The sequence below is a fragment of the Reichenbachiella agariperforans genome (assembly GCF_900142205.1).
Lineage (GTDB): Bacteria > Bacteroidota > Bacteroidia > Cytophagales > Cyclobacteriaceae > Reichenbachiella > Reichenbachiella agariperforans.
This window is the reverse complement of sequence record NZ_FRAA01000002.1, coordinates 423,466-447,230: the sequence shown is the minus strand read 5'-3', so window position 1 is coordinate 447,230 and position 23,765 is coordinate 423,466. Positions and strand designations below refer to the sequence as shown.

Here is a 23,765-nt window from a genome sequence, read left to right as displayed (position 1 = left end):
AAAACAGGTTTGAAAAGCTCGTTTAGTTAGGGCTTCTCCATTTCCGACTCAAAAGTTCCATTTTAATTTAGCCCGTGGTAAATTCGCATCTTCAAGTCCAAGAGATATGTTTGAGAAAGTAGAAGAGTACAAAGCCATGATCCAATCTGCTGAAGCGAAAGCTGCAGAGGAACTGGAGCAATTCAGAATGAAATTTATCAGCAAGAAAAGTGTCGTCACTGAGCTGTTCAATGATTTCAGAAATGTTCCTAACGAACAAAAGAAGGCTTTTGGTCAGGCACTCAACGAACTCAAGGACCTTGCTCAAGAGAAGTTTCAGGCGCTCGCAGACGGGCTGTCGGATCAGTCAGGCAGCACAGCGGATATTGGCTTGGACATGACCCTGCCCAATGTGCCCAACGAGACGGGTTCGATCCATCCACTGACGATCACCACCAACAAGATCATAGAGATCTTCGAGCGTATGGGGTTCAATGTGGCCAATGGACCCGAGATCGAGGAAGATTTTTACAATTTCACTGCGTTGAATTTTCCAGAAAATCATCCAGCACGTGAGATGCAGGATACTTTTTTTATCGAAAAAGATCCAGACAAGGTTCTCCGTACGCACACTTCCAATGTGCAGATTCGATTGATGGAAGGACAAAAGCCTCCTTTCCGATCGATCATGCCAGGGCGTGTGTTTAGAAATGAAGCGATCTCTGCGAGAGCACACTGTTTCTTTCATCAGGTAGAGGGATTGTATGTCAACAAAAACGTCGGGTTCAAAGACCTCAAGGAGACGGTGTATCACTTTGTGAAGCAGCTTTTTGGTGAGAACACGAAGATTCGTTTCCGTCCGTCTTATTTTCCTTTCACCGAGCCGAGTGCGGAGATAGATATCAGCTGTTTCATTTGTAATGGCAAGGGCTGCAACGTCTGCAAATATACCAACTGGGTGGAAATCGGCGGTTGTGGGATGGTCGATCCGAACGTCCTCAAAAACTGTGGAATCGATCCTGAAGAATACACAGGGTTCGCATTCGGAATGGGAATTGAGCGCATCACGATGCTCAAGTACCAAATCAATGATCTGCGTCTCTTCTCTGAGAATGACGTGCGATTCCTCAATCAGTTCAAGGGGACTTTCTAAGCCCCCTTTGATTCCCGATTAATAGTTTTCTGTCTAATTAAATTAGCAAGCCTACTTCGCTCCAGAGAATCTGCGGAGCTGATAAGTGAAGGTCATCATGAAATACTGCTGGAGTACTTCGGTACGTACTTCCTCCACATAGGCAGGGTTGACACTCTGAGAGAAACTTTGGTTCTGGCCCAACAAATCAAACACTGACAGCTCCAATTCTCCCACGTCATTTTTCAAGAATTTACGTGCGACGCTCATATTCCAGAGGACATACTCGCTATCGAAGGAGTCTTCGATCCCGTTGTACTTCTGATAATAGATATCGTTTCGGAAGACAAACCCTCCACCAAATATCCAGTTGAGTTTGGCACCCGTTGTCTGGGTCGTGTAGTTGGTATTGGCAATCGACTCGATGGAGTTGTTGACCAAGTTGCTACTCACATCGTAGTAGATATTGAAATCGAAGTTCTCACTAAAGTTGCTGGCAAGGGCAAACTTGATATTCCCCGAATAGGTACTGGAGATATTGGTTTGCTCATTGGTCCTGCCGGGCAGCCTGCGGTAGTTGAACCCCAACGAGGTGTTGAAATTAGACTTTAGCTTTTCGATCAAGATGCTATGCGTAGTATTGTTGTTTACATTCCAGTAGCCGTTCATATTGATCGGTTTGGACACCTGTGCCCCTTGCTGCACGATAATTCCCCCCGCATAGACCGAGTCCTGTGGTGCGTAAGTGGTTTCGTTGGTGATGTAGTTTTGGGTGGTCTCTACACGGGTGAAATTGGCTATCGAGCGGTTCTTGTCCGGGTTTGGTTTGTTGAACCGAATCATCAACGAATGTGAATAACTCTGATCTAGTTCAGGGTTACCCGTGGAGATAAAAAGAGGGTTGCTGTTATCGATCACGTTTTGGAGTTGATTGATAGATGGAGTAGAGGTGCTCGTACGATACCTAATAAACACGTCTGCTTCGCTACCTAGCTCGATGCGTCCCATGGCAAAGGGCAAGATGCTGTTGAATCTATTGACAAAATTTCCCGTCTCAGGTTGAATCTGCTTATTTGCCAATTCGGCATATTGATACGCTAGTCCAAAACGATAGAATGTTCCCATTGAACGGTTGCTTAGTGAGACCTCTGTTTTATGCTGGGTATATCCGCTCACGAAATGATTGGACAACTGTGTGTTGAAATTTTTCGCTCCAGAATCAGGGTTGATATTGTATGTGTTTTTATCCGAATTTCTCTCTCTATAGCTGAGTTCGTATGTTGCAGATAGCTGTGCGGTGTTTCCAATAGGCTCGGTATAGCCTAGCGTACTTTCTATAGTATAGTCAGTCTCATCAGTCAGGTACTGTGTGATAGAGTCCTGTGCGATGTCTTCATAGTAGTTTTCACGATCAGTCTCTTTATAGTTGGTCTCTAATTCTAGAGACCAAGTACGGCCGATTTTGTCAAACTTATGCATGTAGCTGATATAGTTGTCGATATTGAACGCCTCATTGCTACTGCGGTAGTTGTTTTCCGTACGGTTTATTTCCGTTCCTGCCCCGTTAACTGTCGCTCCGTCGGTGAAGGTCAGGCTCTCATTGTTTTGGTAGCTGATTCTTGGGCGGATCGTTAGCTTGTTGTCATCATTGATGTCATAGGTAATCCTCGCATCGAGACGATGGTTGAGGTTGTCGGTATCGGCATTTTTGATTTCATCATAGTACTGAATGCTGTCTCCGTTGTAGATCTCGCGGTTGGTCGTTTCGTCTCGGCTGTTGTTGGTTTGGTTAAAGAAATAACTCCCCTCGAACTTGGCCTTTGTGCCCCACTCATCAGTGAAATTTAATCCTAGAGAATTGGTTTGGGTGATCCCGCTTTGCGTACCTGTCATGAGACTGTTGTTGCCGCGACGAAACCCACCGCCTCCACCACTGATACCTGCCAAATCCTCACCGCTGAAGTTCTGCTGGTTAATGTTATTGGTCATTCCGATCACGGTCAAGCGTTGATCATCCTTGAAGGAATTTACGTTTGCACCTATTTTGTATCGGTCATCAGTGCCATAGCCTGCGTAGGCTTTTCCGAATTGTCCGTTGCGTTTGCCTTCTTTGGTGACGACATTCATGGTTTTGGTCGTGTTGCCATCGTCATAGCCTGTGAACTGCGATCTTTCACTCTTCTGATCAAATACTTCTACTTTTTGTACTACCTCGGCTGGGATCGTATTGAGGGAGAGTAAAGGATCTTGTCCAAAGAACCGTTTTCCATCCAGTAATACTTGCTCGACCGTCTCGCCGTTGGCACTGACACCGTTTTCATCGATGACGATTCCTGGCATCTTTTTGACGAGATCTGCGGTGCTCGCATCCGGGTTTACTTTGTAGGCATCTGCGTTGTATTGTACTGTATCGCCTTTAACCTCCATCGCCACGACCGCTCCTTGAACCTCTATGCCTTCTAGGACTTTCTCATCCTGCTCCATGAATATGTTTCCAAAATTCATCTCCTCTATCGAGATCCGCACGGTACGTGAGTATGGTTTGTATCCGAGGCTTTTGATATTCATTTTGTAAAAGGCACTCTCGACATCTTTTATCAAAAAGATGCCTTCCACATCTGTGACGGCATAGCGAGATTTTGTTGAATCCTTAATATTAAAGAGCTGCACAGTCGCGCCGATCAGCATTGGCCCGTCTGTTTTGTCTACTAGACGACCATATACTTTGCTCTTGATGACTTCCTGACCATAAGTGGCCCAGCCGATGGTCATACTGATGATGACTAATGCGATTCTTTTCATTATTGCGCTCCCTCTCCTGGCTTTCTGTTTCCTTGTCTCTCTTTCATACGCTCACGTTGAGCGGTCGTCATCTCTTCGTAGATGACGTATTGCTCTTGACTGAGAATGTCAAACATCAACCCGTCTTTCTCTTCGTTGAGTGCTTCCATTTTGGCCCGCATTTCCTCCCAATTCCTATTCTTTCGAATCTCTTCAAAACTCTCTTTGATCGACTGAGCGTACTCGTCGTAGATCCCGTCGATGATCATGGTTTGATCATCAGATAGATCATCAATTTTACTGTATAGGTTTTGCTTTTCACGCATGACCCTATCTTCAGGACTCATGCGTCCCCCAGGCTGGGCTTGGGATTCAACGTAAAACAAACTCATCGTCATGATGAGAAATAGGTATATTTTCTTATTCATAATTCTTTACTTTTTCTGTTAGATGAATATCTATACCCAAAACTTGCACTATCTGTGATCTTTTTTTTGAAAAAAGCCAACCCGATCAAAAAGTCATGGATAAATACCCACTAGCACGGATATTCCATTTGAGATATAAAGTTGAATTTTGATTCTGTATAAAATCTAAAGCGATGAAAAAAACCATACTATTCCTATGCATGGCATTTGTGCTAAGTACTTCCTACGGTCAGTTATTGAAGAAAGACAGTGGGGAGGGCAAAGAGAAAAAAAAGAAATTTAACCTGATGGAAAAAATCGGGGACGTCACAGGCAATCTCATGACAGGCAAAACCGAAACCCTAGAAGGAGTAGTCGTCAAGGCCAACTACATCAATGGTCTCTACTCTACGGATATCGAGACAACCGAAGCGAAGTATTTTCCTCCCGGAGCGAGAGAAGGGGATTATGTGGTATTCATCTCATTTTTCAAAAACGAAGGGGTAGGCATGTACGAACTCGCAGATGGAGAAGTACTCGCCGACGGTGAACCCATGGAATACTATGGTCTTGGTTCCTACGGGAGATTCTACAACTATCCACCCGCTGGTCCGATCAAGATCGACATCACTGCCAAGAATGGAGACAAAGCCCACTACACCTTTCAGCCTATCCCAGATGTAGAGATACTCAGTGTCAATGGCGAAACAGCACTCCCCATACTAGACCTATCTGAGGACATCACACTAGAGTACTATAACCCACCAGGGTCAGAGGGTACAACTATCAAAGTTTCCATGCTGACCAAGGTTATGGGGGTAAGAGCCTTCAATCATTTTGCAGATTTTAAAGTCACCAAACCTGGTAAGGTCAAAGTCACGATTCCCAAAGAAGCACTCGCCAACCCGGAGATAGCTGGCGATCTCAACATGGGCAACTTTGACAAAGGTGACAACTACCTGATCCTTGAGCGGGAAGTCAAAAAAGTAAAAGAGGACTTTGGTACAGATCAAAGCCCTGGAAAAGTGATAGCTACAGAACTGTACACACGCAACTATGCCTCATTTCCCGTGATCGTCAAAGGCAAACAGGACGAAGGAGTGATGACGGTACTACGCGTGAGAGCAGAGACTCCAGACAAAACCCTAGGGTACGCCTTCTACAAGCCCAATGCAACCTACGGTATCCCACTATCCAAAGCATCCAAATTTGGTCTCGTCTCTTTCACCATGGAGGCCAGTACATACAAGCGTGAGGTAGAAACTGACTCCAAGTCATGGACAGTAGGCAATACCAAATATACCCAGACCACCACCACGACGACCACTTATGAGTTCCCGCAACTATCCGATGAGACGTGGAACACTGCCCTCGATCAGATCTACCAAGAGGTCGTGGCATTCTTCAAATCAGAGTATAACGTGGAGTTTGTCCCAGTGGCAGCTGTCACTGGGACACCCCAGTACAACGACCTATTCGCGGCGGCAGATAAAAACAACGCCAAGAGAGTCATGAAATCTTACAATGGCACCAAACGATCTACGCCAGGTACGATAGGTGAAATCCTAGGATCAACCAGTTCTAACATCACTACAGACAATCCACGTGTCAACATGATGAAGGCAGCCGGAGATATAGATGGACTCCTATCCATGCACATCAATCTGATGGTCGGAGGCAACAAGGATGGAAACGTGGTGCTGTACCCCAGCTTTACCATCTCCATCAGTGGTAGAGACGAAACAAGGGACGATAGAGAAGGGAAGTATTTTGATGGGCAGATCACCCGCAAAACAGGCGAATCATTCAACGAATCCAAACTTAAATCCGACCCCAACGAACTCGCCAGAGTATGTAGTATGCCAGTCATCCTAGACGCACTCAAAGCCGGTATCACCACCATGCGTGCCAAAGAAATAGAAATGGGATACGACAAAATATGGAATATTTCGGAGGAGTAAACCAAGTATAAGAAAATAACGAATCAAGAACCAAGCGTACTGTGCGTTTGGTTCTTTCTTTTTAGAACATGAGGAGCAAATAGACAAATCTTAATGCTGGCCAATCCACTGAACCAACTACCGCATCATTTGAATCCTAGATAGTTCGTCGTAGATTCGGGACAAAGATTAAGGGCATGAAACGATTTACATTACTATTATTCGCCGTATGGGCGATGTGCTGTACTACTATGGCGCAGACTTTCACCGACAGCAACCTCCCCATCGTACTTGTCGATACCGACAATGACCAGACGATCCCCGACGAACCCAAAGTCTGGGCAGACATGAAAATCATCTATCGAGGCGAGGGAGAAAGAAACTACCTCAACGATCAGAACACGGATGATTACCTAGACTTTGATAGTCGAATCAAAATAGAAATCCGAGGCTCTAGCTCGCAAGAGCTCCCCAAAAAGCAATACGGATTCACCACCTATACTATAGATGGCTCAGACAAAGACAATGTCAGCCTGCTCGATATGCCCAAAGAAAACGACTGGATCCTGAGCGGGATTGCCTATGACAGTTCGCTCATCCGAGACTACCTCTGCTACGAGCTTTCTCGTCAGCTGGGCAACTACGCCCCCCGCACGCGATACTGCGAGCTTATCCTCAACGGATCCTACAACGGCCTATACATCCTGATGGAAAAAATCAAAGCAGATGACAACCGGGTAGACATAGACCAAATAGAGGAATCCGCTGCGACACAACCTGACCTCAGTGGTGGCTATATCACCCAAGCAGACAGAGCAGATGACGACCCCCTCGCATGGAGTATGTCTACCAACACAGGTCAAAACGTAGACTATGTCCATGTCGTACCCAAACCCGAAGACGCCACCAATACCCAGACCTCCTACATCGAATCAGTATTCATCCAACTGGCGAGTACCTCTCGCAATCAAAATAGCGATAAGGCCGACGGTTACCCCTCTCTCATCGACATACCTTCATTCATCGACTTTATGCTGATCAATGAGCTGTCGTCCAATTCGGATACCTACCAGTACAGCACTTACTTTCACAAGGACAAGATGGGGAAATTACGTGCAGGACCGATCTGGGATTTGAATTTGACCTTCGACAATGATCTCCGTTTTTGGGGACTGGACAGAAGCAAACCAGATATATGGCAGTTTGACAATGGAGACAATGTCGGTTCCAAGTTTTGGCTTGATCTCTACGAGGACGACACTTACCGCTGCTACCTATCCAAACGCTGGAACGAACTCACTACTCCCGACCAGCCACTCAACGAGACTCGCCTCAATACCCGTATCGATGAAATCGTAGCAAAAATCAGCGAGGCTACCATTCGCGAAGAGGCACGCTGGGGCACCATAGTCGATCATGACCAGCACATCACACAGATCAAAGATTTTCTCTCCGAGAGAATCACCTGGATGACCACAGAGTTGGGCGACTACAGTGCCTGTGCAGCAGTCACCACTCCTCCACTCGTCATCACCAAAATCCACTACAATCCCGAAGACCAAGACCCGGTGGAAAGCAAAGAACTAGAGTTCATCGAAATCCTCAACAACGGCAGCACAACAGTCGATCTGACGGGCGTCTACTTTGGAGGGACGGGGCTCGTCTATCAGTTTGCAGAGAGTACACTCGCAGCAGGAGCTACCACCACACTCGCTAGCAACGCCAGCATCTACGAGCAAAAATATGGCTCGGCAGCTGACGATCAGTATTACAGAAGCCTATCCAACGGCGGTCAACGTATCCAGCTCCTAGATGCCTACGGCAATACCATCGACGAAGTGATCTACAGCGATGAAGGTGACTGGCCTGATGCAGATGGCAGTGGCTATTACCTAGAGCTCAGTGATCCCAACAGTGACAACAATGTCGCGAGTAATTGGATACGTACCAAGGACGTGGACTTTGTGCCGCTATCGACGGGTGAAAAAAAAAGCAGTGACAAGGTGCTGCTCTACCCCAATCCAAGCACAGGATCAATCCACGTCCAAGCCCAAGAAGACATCTCGGAACTCCACATCACCAACCTCAACGGCCAGGTAGTCTTCATGATGCAGCCCCATAGTCCCTCGGCCACCTTGACACTCACTGCTCTTCAACCGGGGGTCTATTTTGTACACGTCCGTACGGCGACAAATCAGTCAGTTACGAAAATGTTAACAAATTAGATTATCCATCATAATTTGTTAACATTGTGAATGGTGGGTAGAGATATACCTACCAAAAAATAATTACTAAGGGCATGTTTGATGTATTGACTGACGGGGACTTCTATGAATTCCCCTCCTTTGAGGTAGCACTCTTTTCTATCTTGCTATCCTTTGTGCTGAGTAGCGCGATTAGTTTCACGTATCACTTGACCAGCCAAGGGACTGCGCTTTCGCGCAATTTTATCCAAGCCATGATCTTGAGTTCTATCGTGACCTGTATGGTCATCATGGCTGTGGGCAACAACGTCGCAGCTGGATTCGGTATCATGGGAGCGATCGCCATTGTGCGTTTTCGTCTCAGGATAGAAAACCCACGAAACATCATATTCATCTTCGCGGCACTCTCCGTCGGGATCGCTTCTGGGGTCTATGGCTATTCGATTGCCATAGCGGGGACTTTGGTCTACTGTGTGATCGCTGGCATTCTCTATTTCTCCCCCTATGGTAGCAAACAACTCAATCAGGAGTTCAGCCTTGGTTTTCTCCTCCTGACGGAAACGTCTGAGAAAACCATGCATGATTTCTTGAAAGAAAAATGCCAAGACTACCGCATGCTCTCCGTCTCTAGCAGAAGCCGTGGCGACCGCTACGAATTCTTCTTGACCCTGAGCACTGGACACAGCAAGGACACCTTCTACACCGAGCTCAAAGCCAAAGAGGGATTCGAAAGCATCAAGTTGGAAAGAAGTGATAACCTGACACAGCTATGAGTTTGATCAAAAAAAATCTCCTATACGTCCTTTGGGTTGTCATCGGTGGACTGTTGGCTTTGGTTTCGTTTCAATCCTACAACTCTACGACATCCATCCTAGCACAGGTCGAGCCCCAAAAACACGCCATCAGTTACCACAAAGCGGTGCGCGTCAAAGAAATTTTTGTCCTTCCAGGCCAGGAAGTCAAAAAAGGTGACCCCCTACTCAAAGTCGAGCGCCAAGACCTCCTCCTCGAAGTGGATAACATGAAAAATAATCTGGAACGCCTCCAATCACAGATTTCCATCTATCAGATCGAAAAACAACATGAGATGGACCTGGCACAGATGGACGTAGACCTAATCACCAGTGACAATCAGGCCGAAATCGAGCGCCTCAAACTCCTCCTGCAGCAGCAAGCAGAGATCGCCCAAAGCATCGAAAGCCTCAATATCAGCCCAAGTGGCAACACCTCCACAGACCGCTCCTATGTCCAACTCCGTATCGAAGTGCTCCGCGAAGAAATCAGCCATGCCAAACAGCAATACCAGCTGAAAAAGAAAAAACTCAACACACTCTATGAGCTCAAAATCAAAGAATCCGAAAATGAAATGAAGCAATACGACGATCAACTGGTGCTGCTCCAGCAAGAAGAAAGCGAACTCTACCAAGTCGCCAAAGAAGACGGTACGGTCGGTAACATCCTCATCGAGCAGGACGAACTCGCCTCGCCTTTCACCACGCTGATGACCATCTATGCACACGACCCCTCTGTGATCCGCGCCTTGATCAACGAGCGTCAAAATGCAGAACTAAACACCGGTCAATCCGTCATTGTCGAGTCAACCAACCGAGCCTACCACGTATCAGGTACCATCTCCGAGATCGGATCACGCATCATCGAGTATCCCTCACGGCTCAAAATCAACCAAGAACTACCGATGTACGGTCGAGAGATTTTCATCAAAATCCCCGACCAAAGTAATTTCCTCCATGGGGAAAAAGTCTACGTAAAACTGAAATGATGCACTACTTGATTCTTTTGTTGATAGGTATGTACGCCATCACTTATCAGGCACACGGCCAAATGACCTTCTCCATAGAAGGCTACCTAGCCACGGCGCTAGAAGATCAGGCATTGGAGCGATACCAAGCGCAGAAGCAGTTCCTCAGCGACAACAACTACAAATCGCCTTGGCTCAACCGTGTCGAACTCCGCGTCGGTAGTGAAGACGCCAACGCTTCACTCAACGAGTACCGTCTACGCCTATCACCCACCAATCCCGCTGAGATCAAAGCCAACAAAATCTACTACAATCAACATCTAGAGAGCCTCACCACCAAACACCAGATCGTCCTCAACGAAGCGCTCAAAAACCGCTACCTCATGGTCATTGACCTGATAGACTTGACCCAGCAAGAAAAATACCTGAGCGAACGCATCCAGCTGGAAGAAAAAATCCTCCAAAACAACGCACAACAAGGCATGGAGCTCAAAGACATCATCGTCTTCCAATCCAACCAAACCAAGCATCTCCTTCAGTACGAGGAAATCAAAACACAAAGCCTCGTCACACGCTACTACATCGGGCTAGACTATGGTATCTCCGACACCCTCACGATAGATACAGATCATCTCATCACAGTAGCTCAGATCAAAGACTACCTCACGAGCACTGCGCTAGCCGACCATCAAAATCTAGCCATTATCGAAGCAGAACAAGAGCTTGCTCTCAACCAGCAAATGCTCAAAATCGACAAAGCAGAAGCCCGCAGCAACATTGGCTACATCCAAGGCAACATCGATACCGAACGTGGCACTGACATCAACGACCACTTGGGCTTTCAGGTGGGGATACGCCTACCTATCGTGAACCCAGACAAACCAAAGCTCAACCGCGACCGGGTCAAGCTCATCGATGAAGCGGCCAAAGTAGAGGCTACCAAAAGCCTCGTACAAAACGAATCCAAACTCAACACCCTCCAACTAGACGCTTGGATAGCACAATACGAAATGTTGCGCCAGCGCCAAGCCCTTGCACAAAAGATCCAGGTCAATGCCAACATAGCAGTAGACTGGACCGAATTGTCTAAATTGAAGAACTACCACCTGGATTTGGACATGGAGCTGGCCCAATTGGAAAAGAAAATTAGGATCGCCTTCATCGAATACCTCGACCAAAAAGGCCTACTTGCCAACAGCCCTCTGATCAACTACCTTTCCCGAGACTTCCAACCTATAATCAACCGCAATTGATTCGACTAAAAAGAACATGATAGCTATGACTAAATTTTGGATAGTAACAGGATTCGCTCTACTCACGACACAGACCCTCTCTGCCCAAGGGCTACAGTTCAACGAAGCGATGGCCTCCAACATCGAGACCATCTACGACGAAGATGGCGAAAGCTCAGACTGGTTCGAGATCTACAACCCGACCGATGCTGCTATTGACCTCTCGGGCTACGGAGTCTCAGATAGCTCCGCCCCTGATAGCTTTTGGGCCTTCCCCGAGTTTGAACTCGCAGCTGGGGGCTACTTGGTGGTATTTGCCTCAGACAAAGACCGCAAAACCCCTCCGACCTACTGGCGCACCGTGATCGATCAGGGAGACACCTGGCAATACTTCGTCCCGACTGCAGAACCGAGTAGCGAATGGACCAGCGATAGCTTCGATGCATCGGGGTGGTTAGAAGGCCCAACAAGTATCGGCTATGGAGACGATGACGACCAGACGATCATCGAGGCGACTAACGCTGTTTACCTCCGCAAGACCTTTGCAGTAGATGGGGCTGCATCCATAGACCGTCTACTCCTTGATATTGACTATGACGATGGTTTTGTTGCCTATCTCAATGGGACAGAGATCGCTCGCTCAGGACTGACAGGTACTCCGCCAGCCTTTGACGAAAGTTCAGCGTTGCGCGAAGCGACCATGTACCACGGTGGAGCACCCGAACGCTACGATGTATCCGATCACAGCGATCTGTTGGTGGAGGGAGAGAATCTCCTGGCCATCCAACTGCACAACGCTGGTTCGGGATCTTCTGACCTGACGATCATTCCTATCTTAACGCTGGGCAGTACAGCCGCTGCACATGCCGGAGTGATCTCCGACGACATCTCCCTTTACCAAAACAGTTTTCATACGGACTTCAAAATTTCTTCGTCGGGCGATTCTTTGTTTCTACGCAACAGTGTACAGGAAATCATCGATACGCTCTACACCGGTTCGCTCCGCGCTGGGATCTCTATCGGTCGCTTATCAGGATCTGACGAATTACACTATTTTGCAGAAGCTACACCTGGAACAGAAAACAACACGACCGCCTATGATGCCATCGCGGGCGAGGTGATACTCGCTCAACCAAGTGGCCTCTACCAAGGCAATGTCACCGTAGAGATGAACACCGAGGACGTGGCAGGCACGATCTACTACACGACAGACGGTAGCGAACCGACGGGTACCGATGCTATCTACAGCACCGCGATCACCGTATCGAATAGTACCGTCATCCGTGCCAGAGTACTGGCTCCTAACACCTTGGCGGGTCCGATCTCGTCGGCTTCCTATATGATCAACATCAGCCATGAGATACCCGTACTATCCCTGATCGTGGATCATGACGACTTCTTTGATCCCACGACGGGCATGTATGTCAAAGGCCCCAACGCAGAGAACGACTTTCCCTATTTTGGATCGAATTTTTGGCAGGACTGGGAAAAACCCGTACACCTCACTATGATCGATACCGACGGAGACATTGCGTTTTCTGCGCATGCAGGGGCCAAAATATTCGGCGCATATAGCCGGGGCAATGAACAAAAGTCCCTCGCCATACATTTCAGAAAATCCTACGGAGACGGACCTATCGAGTACGAGCTCTTCGATCAAAAAGATCTGGACGAATTTTCAAGTATCGTTCTACGCAACTCCGGTAACGACTGGAACAACACCATGCTAAGAGATGGGTTCAACACGTCACTTTTTCACGAAAGTGTAGACAAACAAGGCTACCAACCTGCAGTGCTCTATATCAACGGTGAGTACTGGGGCATCCACAACATGCGTGAGAAAGTCAACGAACATTTCCTCGCCGACAACCACGATGTAGACAGTGACGAGATCGAAATGCTCGAAACCTCAGGGATACCTGTTCATGGGGACGAAGCGCACTACCTTGCACTCGTCCAATACCTCGAAAACCACAGCACCATCACAGATGAAGATCTAGCCTATATCGCCACTCAGATGGATATCCAAAACTTCATCTACTATCAGAGTGCCAACATATTCATCAACAATACGGACTGGCCCGGCAACAACATCAAATATTGGCGAGAAGCCAATGATACAGCCAAATGGCGATGGATTGCCTATGATACTGATTTTGGTTTTGGCATTTGGGAAGAAAATGATCACAGCAACAATACGCTGAGTTTTGCACTGGCTTCCAACGGACCAGACTGGCCCAATCCCCCCTGGTCTACACTCATCCTCCGCAGGCTGATGACCAACGACAGCTTTAAGCATCAGTTCGTCAATACCATCGCTGATCAACTCAACACAACTTGGCTCCCTGCCAATATCAGTGAAAATCTGGAAGCGAAAATCGCCACTATCGAAAACGAAATCCAAGCCCACATGAACCGGTGGTATGGAGACTACAATTACTGGAAGGAGCGTGCGGATGTCATGCGTGACTTTGCTCAGAAGCGACCTGCTGTGATGAAAAATATCGTCAGTTCTACACTCTCGGTCGGTCAATCCGTTTCGGTCACTGTTGAGATCAACAACAATAGCTATGGATCTGTCCAGCTCAGCACGCTGACCATCGATCAAGCCAACTGGACAGGAGAGTATTTCAGAAATGTACCTGTTCCTCTGACGGCTATTGCCAAACCTGGTCATCGTTTTGTCAGATGGGAGGGGATAGATGAGACCGACGAGCAAACCCACATTACTCTGACCGAGAGCACAACAATTACTGCGGTATTCGAAGAGGTAGACAATCCGCTCAATGACCTGATCGTGAATGAAATATTCTACAAATCCGCAGACGATCCAGACATAGAGGACTGGGTAGAGCTGTACAACAAGGGTGGCCAAACCCTAGACCTCAGTGGCTGGATGATGAAGGATGGAGAGGACGATCACATCTTTACGATTCCAGATCAAACAACACTAGCCTCGGGAGGCTTCTTGATACTCTGCCGCAGTGTAGAAAACTTCTCAGCCCACTACGAGGGCAATATCCCTACAGTGGGGGATTTTGATTTCGGATTGGGCAATGAAGCCGAGTGTGTCCGAATCTTCGATGCAGACGGCAACCTCGCTGAGGAGGTATGCTACGAATCGGTAGCCCCATGGCCCTCCTCACCCGATGGCAAAGGCGCTTCGCTGGCACTCCAAAACCCCAACTACGACAACACCAAAGCAAGCAGCTGGTATCCTCTTGGAAACAATGGCAACCCCGGAGAGGATAATAGTGTCACGTTAGCTGTGGGAGACCCTATGGACTTTCATGTCCTCGCTTATCCGAATCCATTTACTCACGAAGTGACCGTCTCGGTAGAGATGACATCAAATGGCCCACTTCAAGTTCAGGTTATAGACCTATACGGCAGGCCGCTCGATACACTATGTGATGAACAAAAATCTGTGGGTATTCACGAGTTTATTTGGTCACCCACGGGTCAGTTAAGCTCAGGAATCTACCTAGTAGAGGTCACGACCAAGACACACCGAACCCTACAGCGAGTCGTTTGGAATCAGTAAGGTTATAAGTAGTAAGATAGTTCGTGCTATCCGTGCTGGTGGGTATGTCCAAATACACTTTTGCCCCGATAGTATCTATTGGGGTTAATAGGTTGTTTTGTTTATCTAAACATTCAATCTATGAAACTGCAGCTCAAATCATTATCTATCCTCCTGTTCATCCTATTTCTTGTGTCTTTTTCGGTACGGTCTCAGGACTGTTTCGATACGAACGATTGCATACTCAAAGCCATCCAGCACGGCAGTACGTTAGAGGCGATTGCCTTCTATGACAAAGCCGAGGCACTCATGACTGCTGAGACTAATGTTCATAGTCACTATGATATTCTGTCTGGTAGAGGCAACATCTATCATGAGTTGAAAGACTACACCAAAGCCCTCCAAAACTACAACAAGCTCATACAGCTCAGGCCTGATGACAAGCAGGCATTGTCCGTAGGTTATTCCAACCGTGGCAATGTAATGAGTAGTAATGGCAACACGCAGGGAGCCATCGCTTCCTACACCAAGGCCATCGAGGTGTTTCCTCCCAACGTAGCTAACCTATATCGCCGTGCGAGTGCCTACCTCAAAATTGACGAAAGAGACAAGGCACTAGCTGACCTAAAACTAATGGCCGAGCTGGGTGCAAGCAGTGCCATCTATTATCTACAGTCTGAGTTCGACATAGACTACCGCGAACAACAAAAAGCAGCACTAGCCAAAGACGTACAGTGGCAAGGCATACAAGCCAAAACAGCCGAAGCAGAGCAATATATTAAAGAAGAAAAATATCAAGAAGCTAATGATCTCTACATCGAGATAGGCGATCTATACCGAGACCGAAACGACAATGAAAACAAAGCAACGGCATGGGTCAACGTAGCACATGTCAAGAACCTCAAAAAAGATCACAGGGGCGCCATGACCTTTGCCTCCATGGCAATCGGAACAGGCTATCCTACAGGGTGGATGTATACCGAACTCGCACTCGCCAACTACTACGAATATGGTATGTCATCAGCTCTAGGTGTATGTCAGGAGGGATTAGGCAAATTCCCCAAAAGCAGCCAGCTTATAGGCTTCTACACCTACCTCTGTCGAACCGCAGGAGGAGAAGCCTACTCTGCCAAAAAATACGAAGAAGCCTATGGTTTCTATTATGAAGCATTCGCTTTTGATGACCAAGACATCGTCTCTATCAAATATGCAGGCCACTCTGCATATAGCGCAGGGTACTATACCAACGCACTCGAATGCTATGATAAAGCACTAGCCATCAACCCTTCATTGAGCACCGAGCTTAAGCCATTTGTAGACTATTGTAGATCACGAAGCAACTAATTTATGAACATGCGACGATTGTTTGGTCTTTGTGGCTTTTTCTGGATTGGAATCTGTTCTTTGGTAGCACAAGCTCAAGAGCCCGGCCATGAGCTACGCTTTGTGCTCAAACCAAAAGGGCACAAAGGTCTCATTCAGGATCTGAGTATAACGCCCGATGGTACACAGATTATCACCTGTGGTCGTGACAAAACCGTCAAAATTTGGGACGTAAATAGCTACGAACAACGAGGGGAGATACTAGGGCATATCGGTGTAGAAGCACACGGTAGTGTCTACACGGCGCGTGTCTCTCCGAATGGAAGATACATCGCCACTGCTGGATACTTTGGGGATAGTGAAGACTACAAAACACTCGCAGATATTAGAGTCTACGATTTCCAGACTCAACAAATTGTACATACATTTTATGGTCACAATAAATCTATCAACAACCTTCGGTGGAGTCGGGATAGTCGGTATTTGATTTCTGCATCTAGTGATCAGAAGGTTGGAGTCTGGGATGTGAAAAATTTTGAATTAGATAAAATGCTCACTGGACATGGAGATGCCATCTGGTGTGCAGACATCTTTGGAGACAAAATCGTAAGTGCCTCTCAGGACAATATGCTCTACCTGTATGATAAACGGACAGATCAAATACTAAACACTTCTTACGACCATGTCGGGGCTATCATCCGGGTTGCTTTTGACCCTACAGGACAGTTCATTGTCTCTGGTGCCGACGATATGCAAGTCAATGTCTACGATGCTGACCTCCAGTTTTTGAGCGCACTGTATTTGGATGAGGTGCCCTCGGCGCTGTCCTTTGACCCCAGTGGAAAATTCGTTTTCGTAGGATTCAACAACGGGAGTATCACCGTGTACCGATTCGATCAAGGACAACTCTCCCAACTCACGAGCTACCAGCCGCATCAAAAGGCGTTTGTAGCAGGTATCGCCATCACAGCAGATCAGCGAATCTTTAGTGCAGGTGGGACAGAGAGCAACATAGCCGTCTACCAACTCCATGAAGGAGGTGTCGATAGCTTGACCAATATCGCTGGTAGTACCCAAAAAGTCTGGGGTGCGGGGCTTAACGGTGACATGTTGGCCTTCTCGACGGGGAGTCAACCTGGCGGGTATATTGCGGGGCTCAAGGATGTCGATTTTTCTCATGGGTTCAATATGGTTAGTCGAGAATATGGTCAGATGGAAAAAGCCAATAACATCTTCAAAGCGACTATGGGAGGAGTCTTCACCGAACGAACGTCTATTTTCAAGGGGCGAAAATATGATTACAAAGTGCCTGTAGAAACGCTGGGTGGCTTACGAGCCTCCAAAAACGGCAACTCCTTTTTTGTCAAATACCTACCTGATCCATCCTTGGATCGGATAGAACCCAAAGGTAGATTCAAAGACTTACAGTTCGGAGAGATTCCTGTCTCTATCACAGATCACGCCACCAAATATGCACTTGCTTTCACACCTGACTCGCTACTTTTAGTCGGAGGGACAGGCGGTTACTTGCGCGCCTATGATCTCAGTGGACAGGTCGTTACTAGACTAGAAGGACACGAAGACGCTGTATTCACCGTCAACCTATCTACAGATAGTCTATGGGTCATCTCAGGTTCTCACGACCAGAGTATTAGACTTTGGGATGCCAAAAAATTAGGGAAACAAGAAAAGCTAGAACCTACGGCAACTTGCTTCTTTAGCAAAGAAGGCGAATGGATCGTCGTGACCAATCAGGGCTATTACATGTCATCTACCAGAGGAGGGCAGTATGTTGGGTTTCATCAGAATCAAGGTTTCCGATCAGAGGCCAAATTCTACCCTTTCGAAAATTTTGATCTCAAATACAACCGTCCCGATCAAGTCCTACAAATCCTCGGTATGGGTACCGATCAACTTCATAACTTGCTCTACAAAGCCTATCAAAAACGAGTCAAAAAGATGGGATTGAAAGAAGAGGATATGTCGGGAGAACTCAACTTGCCGACGGTAGAAATCTCTGGTGCGAGTCAGACTGTTTCAGACAAGTTTTATGACCTGACACTCTTCGCACATGATGAAAAACTCATGCTCGACCGTATCAATATCTATGTCAATGACATACCCATTTACGGTATTCACGGGCTCTCGGTACAAAACGAAAAAAACCGTCAGCAGATCACCAAAGCCCTATCCATAGAACTAACAGAGGGGAGAAACAAAATTCAAGTATCCGCTATGAATGTCTCGGGTATCGAATCCCTGAAAGAGACCGTACAGATATTCTACGACGGGAAGAGCCCCAAGCCCGATCTACATGTGGTCACCATCGGCGTATCCAACTACAAAGACAGCCAGTATGACCTGACCTATGCGAGCAAGGATGCGACAGATATTGCCAACCTATTTTTTGGTCATCACCAGCAATACAACCAGATTCATATCCACCGTTTCACCGATGCACTTGCACAGCGGGAACAAATATTGGCAGTCAAAGACAAACTGCTACAAACTAAGGTGGAGGATGAAGTGATTCTTTTCATGGCTGGGCATGGGTTGTTGGATGACAAACTGGATTACTATTTTGCGACACAGGATATAGACTTCAACAACCCCGCAGCACGTGGATTAAAATATGAAGAACTCGAAGGCCTGTTAGACGCCATTCCTGCTCGCAAAAAACTGATGCTTATCGATGCATGTCACTCCGGAGAAGTAGACAAGGAGGACACCAAACTCATCGCCTCTACCGTCTCGTCTTCCAATGTTTCGACCCGAGGATTTACCAAAAAGCCACAGCCCATCGGGATCAACAATACCTTCGAACTCATGCAAGAATTATTTGCTGACCTGCGACGCGGCACAGGTGCCATGGTCATCTCCTCTGCCTCTGGAGTAGAGTTCGCCTACGAGAGTCCCGAATGGAACAACGGCGTATTCACCTATGCACTACTCGAAGGGCTAAAGTCTGGCAAGTCAGACGCTGATGGCAATGGGGAGGTACAGGTCTCTGAGATCAAAGACTATGTATTTGACCGAGTGACCGAACTCACCCATGGCAAACAGCACCCCACCAGTAGAAGAGAAAATTTAGAATTTGACTTTGTGGTTTGGTAGCCCATATAGTCTTCCAAAACGATAGGTTATGAAAGGATTTGGTATATTGTTCATACTCATAGGGCTCGGGCTGGGCTACAATTTTACGGTACACATGCTCGATTATTTTGAAATGAAAAGCAAAAGTGTGGTCGTGGAAGGTCGTGTGACTGAAGTGAGTGATAACCGGTCAGAAGTGAAAGCATGGAAGGCCTACGAGGTGCAGATGGATATAGAATTTAATAGATCAGGAGTCCTGAATGTGACGACAGTATGCTGCTGGTGTCATAGCAAATATGAACGAGAAGAAACCTCCTGTGCACAAATCGGGGATACCAAAATGGTGCGCTATGTACCTACTGCACTCCAAGGAGAAGTTTCGAAACCTCATCTCCTACAAGTCACCGATACAGGGGATTACTATGATTTTTCATTTAGCTTTTTTCTGTTTTTTATTCCTTTCGTTTTTCTCCTTCTTGGTTTAGCCTTTGTTTGGATTGGTAGTATGTAGACGATATGCTAACTCTTGCGGTTTAGCGATGATAGGCCAGCACTCAGCGATAGAATGGTGAATATCGAATGGCTTTCATTAGTTTAGCACCCAGCTAAAACTAATACTATGAAACTACAGTTACTATCACTACTAGTAGGGTGCAGTCTACTTGCTTGTACCAGCCAATCGGAAGAAAAAACCGTTGATTCCACCACAGAAAATGCTACAGAAATGCTCACACTCTTAGTCGGAACCTACACAGGTCAAGGAAGTGATGGTATCTACAGTGTGCAGTTCGATCCGAGTACAGGAGTGCTGTCCAAAAGTCAACTGCTCGTAGAGACGACTAGTCCGTCATTTTTGGCGTATAGCCAGGACAAACAAAAAGTATATGCAGTCAATGAAACCGAAAATGGAGGTGTGAGTTCATTTGCTTGGGACGAAAACAAATCCAAACTAAAGCTGGTCAGCCGCAGAGCCAGTGAAGGAGACTACCCATGTTACGTATCGATCAACCCATCAGAAACCTTAGTCTCTGTCGCGAACTATGGCACAGGCAACGTCATCAGTTACCCGATAGATAAGTCAGGGGTCATCGCTACAGCTGGTGATATTCAGCAGCACGAGGGAACAGGGACTAATCCTGATAGACAAGAAGGACCACACGCACACTTTGCTCAATATTCCAAAGACGGAACCCAACTCTATGCGATAGACTTGGGCATAGATCAGGTGATTAAATATCCTGTGACAGGAGGTAAAATCGGAGCGGGCAAAACGGCACTCTATTTGGAACCTGGAGACGGGCCGAGACATTTGGTTTTTCATCCTACCAAAGCACTAGTTTACGTGATCAGTGAACTGAGTAGCACGGTGACCACTGCACAGGTCAACGAAGATGGTACATTCGAAACCGTCGCTCAAATCAGTACATTACCAGAAGATATCGAAGGAGACAGCTACTGTGCCGACATTCATATATCGGATGATGGTAGATACCTCTATGCATCTAACCGCGGACACAATAGCATTGCCATATTCTCAGTCGATGAAGAAACAGGAGCTTTGGCACGTATCGCCAATGAGCCCGTGCAAGGTGATTGGCCGAGGAACTTCTGCCTGACTCCAGACAATAAGCATATCCTGGTCGCCAACCAAAAATCTGATAACATCACGGTGTTTGAGCGAGATGATGCGACGGGAATGATGCACTTCACAGGCAATGAGATCAAAATATCACAACCCGTTTGTGTGATATTTTGATCAGAGGAATACTGATGAACTGAAACCAATAGAATGAATGAAAAATCCCTCCTTCAATAAATTTGAAGGAGGGATTTTTCATTCTAGACGTTCTTAATTTACTAGTAAGCCATCTCGATGATCTTCTTGGCAACTTCTGGCGTGATGTCTCCATGCTCACCGAGTTTAGCCAGACCGTGATCTTTTAGACTTTGAGCCGCTTTACCAGCAAAGCCCTCATAATCTTCGGTATAATCTCTCAACCGAGTTTTGATGTTCATAGATTGATAAAACTGTTCCGTTTTTTCGATGGCTAATTTGGCCTTTTCTTCTACGGTACCTTCGGTCACATTCCATACGCGTTCGGCGTATTGTGCCAGCTTTTCCTTTTTCTTATCAAACTGATGATGATAGGCACTTGGCAAAATAATAGCCAATGTCCTAGCGTGATCTACTCCGTAGTGTGCTGTGATCTCGTGGGCGATCATGTGTACGGACCAGTCCGTCGGTACACCTTTTTGGATCAGGCCATTGAGTGCCATCGTACAACACCACATGAAGTTGGCTGCTACATCGTAGTTCGACGGATCAGCAATCACTTTAGGCGCTACCTCGACCAAGGTCTGCATGATAGATTCTGATATTCTGTCCTGAAGGTGAGCATTCGTCGGGTAAGTCATATACTGCTCTAGTACATGTGTAAAAGCATCTGCTACACCATTGGCCAACTGTCGCTGAGGAATGGTACGCACGACCTCTGGATCACAGATCGAAAATTGAGGGAACAACCCCGGCCCACCCATCGCTAGCTTTTCATGGGTTTCTTTGCGACTGACTACCGCGCCACTATTCATTTCGCTACCTGTCGCTGGCAGTGTCAATACCGTTCCGAAAGGCATGCCCTTGACCGTGCGGATTCTGTTCGCTAAGATATCCCATGGCGAATCTCCCTCATACAGTGCCGCAGACGAGAGGAATTTCGTCCCGTCGATCACCGAACCACCACCTACTGCGAGCAGAAAATCAATTTTTTCTTCCTTGATTACTGCCAATGCCTTGAGCAAAGTCTGGTATTCGGGGTTTGCTTCTATCCCTGCGAACTCTACTACCTCATGACCTTCTAATGCTGCTAGCGTCTGTTCGTATAAGCCGTTCTTTTTGATACTGCCTCCCCCATAGAGCATGAGTACTTTGCTATCTGCTGGGATGAGGGTTTTTATTTTTGCGATTTGGCCTTTGCCAAAAACTAGATTGGTTGGATTGTATAGTTCGAAATTCTTCATGGGTTATTCTTATTTGTTAAGGAGTTCAACTGATCTAAAGCAAAAATGTTTGGAGATGTCTGGCAAAATTGAACATCAAAAAACCCTGACTCTTGGTGAATCAGGGTCTTCACTTTCTTACACTACACTGCGTATCAGTACGCTTGCTTAGAAAGTTCTTTGCCTAGTGTTTTTCCAGTTTTGGCAAATGACTCAGAGATTCTATAGGCTGCATCGAAATCGTATCCTCCAGCTCCCTGACCAGGCGCTTTGCTCAAGTCTACTACTGCGATTTCTTGGCCATCTGCTACGAATGTAGCGGTCATACTGACGTAGGCTGGTTTAGACGAAATTCCAATGTGGTATCCTGGGTCTAAAAAATAGACTTCTAGTTTCAGGGTACAGTCTGCTCCCTCATTGTCTCTGCTGGCAGTGACTCCATCACCAGATAATACATCGTTGAACAAAGTCTCGAATTTTTCAAAGAATTTTCCGCCTTCTTTGTTTTCATGCCATGCAGCTACCCAAGCATCCCCTGATCCAGCTTCCTTCTCATTTTTGTCCGTTTGTTTTTCTGATAGATATTCTTCTTCGGACTTCTTTCCGATTTTCAAATCCTCATGGTAAGTGTACTCCATGTTGTAAGATTTGTAAGCAGACAATGCCTTGAGCTTACCAGAGGTTACTTTCAGCTTTTGAGAATACCCTGCAAATGCGAAAAGCACAAAAAAGGCCACTATAGTGGTTTTCATTAAATTGTTCATGTTAGATTATTTTGTTACAAAATCGTATGAAAATACGAAAGTAGAACCAATAATTTGAATCTGTTAAGGATAAATTTTGTGTCTCACCGTATAATCTCTCATGGCCTGCTACAATGGTTTCAGTTGGCCAACTATCTTTGCATCACGATCATAATTTAAAAGTAACCATGGCGATATCATCCACATTAGTCTACAGAGCAGACAAAGAATTCGAAGCAACCAATCAGGCAGGTAATACCATCCAAATGGACATGTATCCACAGGAAGAGAAAAAAAATCAATCCCCGATGGATTTAGTACTTTCTGGCCTGGCAGGGTGTGCTGCTGTGGATATCGTATCGATGATCAAAAAAAGAAGAAAAACTTTCGTAGACCTCAAAGTGGAGTCTGTCGCTGAACGTGCCGAAGGCCACCCAGCCAAGTTTACCAAGATTCACAAAAAATTCATTATCACCTCTCCGGATCTCACGGATAAAGAGGCCGAACGCATCATCAACCTAGCAGTTGAAAGCTACTGTAGTGTGGCCTCTTCGCTCTCCCCAGAGATCGAAATGACACATAGTTTCGAGATTATTCAGGGATAGTAAACCATAAGAATTTCCTGTGTTTCCTCTCAAATTAGAATATTTCA

16 protein-coding genes are annotated in these 23,765 nt (G+C 46.5%); 12 read left to right on the top strand and 4 right to left on the bottom strand.

Annotated elements, in window-relative coordinates; all coding sequences use genetic code 11:
* Positions 1-106 precede the first annotated feature (106 nt).
* Complete coding sequence (gene pheS, locus BUB99_RS08260; RefSeq protein WP_073121373.1) at positions 107-1,132, top strand: phenylalanine--tRNA ligase subunit alpha; 1,026 nt, start codon at positions 107-109, stop codon at positions 1,130-1,132.
* Between the two features lie 51 nt (positions 1,133-1,183).
* Here the strand turns inward: pheS and BUB99_RS08255 are convergent, their stop codons facing one another.
* Entirely contained in the window at positions 1,184-3,913 is a 2,730-nt protein-coding gene (locus tag BUB99_RS08255; RefSeq protein ID WP_084190447.1) for an outer membrane beta-barrel protein, read from the bottom strand.
* Positions 3,913-4,320: a hypothetical protein gene (locus BUB99_RS08250; protein ID WP_073121369.1), complete on the bottom strand. Its 408-nt coding sequence runs from the start codon at positions 4,318-4,320 to the stop codon at positions 3,913-3,915. Before BUB99_RS08250 ends, BUB99_RS08255 begins: the two co-directional genes overlap by 1 nt.
* A gap of 173 nt (positions 4,321-4,493) precedes the next feature.
* Here BUB99_RS08250 and BUB99_RS08245 point away from each other — a divergent pair, with 173 nt between their 5' ends.
* The 10 genes from BUB99_RS08245 to BUB99_RS08200 all read left to right on the top strand — a co-directional run bounded on the left by BUB99_RS08245 (position 4,494) and on the right by BUB99_RS08200 (position 21,129).
* Positions 4,494-6,260: a hypothetical protein gene (locus BUB99_RS08245; protein ID WP_073121367.1), complete on the top strand. Its 1,767-nt coding sequence runs from the start codon at positions 4,494-4,496 to the stop codon at positions 6,258-6,260.
* A gap of 176 nt (positions 6,261-6,436) precedes the next feature.
* Positions 6,437-8,464, top strand: a complete 2,028-nt coding sequence (locus BUB99_RS08240; protein ID WP_073121365.1) for a CotH kinase family protein — start codon at positions 6,437-6,439, stop codon at positions 8,462-8,464.
* Between the two features lie 74 nt (positions 8,465-8,538).
* The gene (locus BUB99_RS08235; RefSeq protein ID WP_073121363.1) at positions 8,539-9,216 is read left to right on the top strand and encodes a DUF4956 domain-containing protein; all 678 of its coding nucleotides are present in this window, start codon (positions 8,539-8,541) and stop codon (positions 9,214-9,216) included.
* Complete coding sequence (locus tag BUB99_RS08230; RefSeq protein ID WP_073121361.1) at positions 9,213-10,223, top strand: HlyD family secretion protein; 1,011 nt, start codon at positions 9,213-9,215, stop codon at positions 10,221-10,223. The genes BUB99_RS08235 and BUB99_RS08230 overlap by 4 nt, the downstream gene beginning before the upstream one ends.
* Positions 10,223-11,455 (top strand): hypothetical protein, encoded by a 1,233-nt coding sequence (locus BUB99_RS08225; protein ID WP_221407493.1) that lies wholly within the window; start codon positions 10,223-10,225, stop codon positions 11,453-11,455. The genes BUB99_RS08230 and BUB99_RS08225 overlap by 1 nt, the downstream gene beginning before the upstream one ends.
* 25 nt (positions 11,456-11,480) lie before the next feature.
* Complete coding sequence (locus tag BUB99_RS08220; protein ID WP_170863761.1) at positions 11,481-14,978, top strand: CotH kinase family protein; 3,498 nt, start codon at positions 11,481-11,483, stop codon at positions 14,976-14,978.
* Between the two features lie 120 nt (positions 14,979-15,098).
* Positions 15,099-16,301 carry a tetratricopeptide repeat protein gene (locus BUB99_RS08215; protein WP_073121355.1) on the top strand — a complete coding sequence of 401 codons (1,203 nt, stop codon included), beginning with the start codon at positions 15,099-15,101 and terminating at the stop codon, positions 16,299-16,301.
* 9 nt (positions 16,302-16,310) lie between these two features.
* Positions 16,311-19,394 carry a caspase family protein gene (locus BUB99_RS08210; RefSeq protein WP_170863760.1) on the top strand — a complete coding sequence of 1,028 codons (3,084 nt, stop codon included), beginning with the start codon at positions 16,311-16,313 and terminating at the stop codon, positions 19,392-19,394.
* 28 nt (positions 19,395-19,422) lie between these two features.
* Positions 19,423-19,884: a DUF3592 domain-containing protein gene (locus tag BUB99_RS08205; protein WP_073121351.1), complete on the top strand. Its 462-nt coding sequence runs from the start codon at positions 19,423-19,425 to the stop codon at positions 19,882-19,884.
* 108 nt (positions 19,885-19,992) lie between these two features.
* On the top strand, positions 19,993-21,129 hold the full coding sequence (locus tag BUB99_RS08200) for a lactonase family protein (RefSeq protein ID WP_084190446.1): 1,137 nt from the start codon (positions 19,993-19,995) through the stop codon (positions 21,127-21,129).
* 101 nt (positions 21,130-21,230) lie between these two features.
* Here BUB99_RS08200 and BUB99_RS08195 read toward each other — a convergent pair whose 3' ends face one another.
* Together BUB99_RS08195 and BUB99_RS08190 are read right to left on the bottom strand one after the other, a co-directional pair.
* Positions 21,231-22,391 carry an iron-containing alcohol dehydrogenase gene (locus BUB99_RS08195; RefSeq protein ID WP_073121349.1) on the bottom strand — a complete coding sequence of 387 codons (1,161 nt, stop codon included), beginning with the start codon at positions 22,389-22,391 and terminating at the stop codon, positions 21,231-21,233.
* A gap of 134 nt (positions 22,392-22,525) precedes the next feature.
* Positions 22,526-23,134, bottom strand: a complete 609-nt coding sequence (locus BUB99_RS08190; protein ID WP_139280946.1) for a hypothetical protein — start codon at positions 23,132-23,134, stop codon at positions 22,526-22,528.
* A gap of 167 nt (positions 23,135-23,301) precedes the next feature.
* Between BUB99_RS08190 and BUB99_RS08185 the strand changes: the two genes are divergently transcribed.
* On the top strand, positions 23,302-23,718 hold the full coding sequence (locus BUB99_RS08185) for an OsmC family protein (RefSeq protein ID WP_073121345.1): 417 nt from the start codon (positions 23,302-23,304) through the stop codon (positions 23,716-23,718).
* Positions 23,719-23,765 lie beyond the last annotated feature (47 nt).

Bases quoted from the DNA above. Each gene is read 5' to 3' on its own strand.
- BUB99_RS08190 (WP_139280946.1), bottom strand. From the start codon at position 23,134: ATGAACAATTTAATGAAAACCACTATAGTGGCCTTTTTTGTGCTTTTC.
- BUB99_RS08210 (WP_170863760.1), top strand. From the start codon at position 16,311: ATGCGACGATTGTTTGGTCTTTGTGGCTTTTTCTGGATTGGAATCTGT.
- BUB99_RS08205 (WP_073121351.1), top strand. From the start codon at position 19,423: ATGAAAGGATTTGGTATATTGTTCATACTCATAGGGCTCGGGCTGGGC.
- BUB99_RS08220 (WP_170863761.1), top strand. From the start codon at position 11,481: ATGACTAAATTTTGGATAGTAACAGGATTCGCTCTACTCACGACACAG.
- BUB99_RS08200 (WP_084190446.1), top strand. From the start codon at position 19,993: ATGAAACTACAGTTACTATCACTACTAGTAGGGTGCAGTCTACTTGCT.
- BUB99_RS08245 (WP_073121367.1), top strand. From the start codon at position 4,494: ATGAAAAAAACCATACTATTCCTATGCATGGCATTTGTGCTAAGTACT.
- BUB99_RS08230 (WP_073121361.1), top strand. From the start codon at position 9,213: ATGAGTTTGATCAAAAAAAATCTCCTATACGTCCTTTGGGTTGTCATC.
- BUB99_RS08255 (WP_084190447.1), bottom strand. From the start codon at position 3,913: ATGAAAAGAATCGCATTAGTCATCATCAGTATGACCATCGGCTGGGCC.
- pheS (WP_073121373.1), top strand. From the start codon at position 107: ATGTTTGAGAAAGTAGAAGAGTACAAAGCCATGATCCAATCTGCTGAA.
- BUB99_RS08185 (WP_073121345.1), top strand. From the start codon at position 23,302: ATGGCGATATCATCCACATTAGTCTACAGAGCAGACAAAGAATTCGAA.
- BUB99_RS08235 (WP_073121363.1), top strand. From the start codon at position 8,539: ATGTTTGATGTATTGACTGACGGGGACTTCTATGAATTCCCCTCCTTT.
- BUB99_RS08215 (WP_073121355.1), top strand. From the start codon at position 15,099: ATGAAACTGCAGCTCAAATCATTATCTATCCTCCTGTTCATCCTATTT.
- BUB99_RS08250 (WP_073121369.1), bottom strand. From the start codon at position 4,320: ATGAATAAGAAAATATACCTATTTCTCATCATGACGATGAGTTTGTTT.
- BUB99_RS08195 (WP_073121349.1), bottom strand. From the start codon at position 22,391: ATGAAGAATTTCGAACTATACAATCCAACCAATCTAGTTTTTGGCAAA.
- BUB99_RS08240 (WP_073121365.1), top strand. From the start codon at position 6,437: ATGAAACGATTTACATTACTATTATTCGCCGTATGGGCGATGTGCTGT.
- BUB99_RS08225 (WP_221407493.1), top strand. From the start codon at position 10,223: ATGCACTACTTGATTCTTTTGTTGATAGGTATGTACGCCATCACTTAT.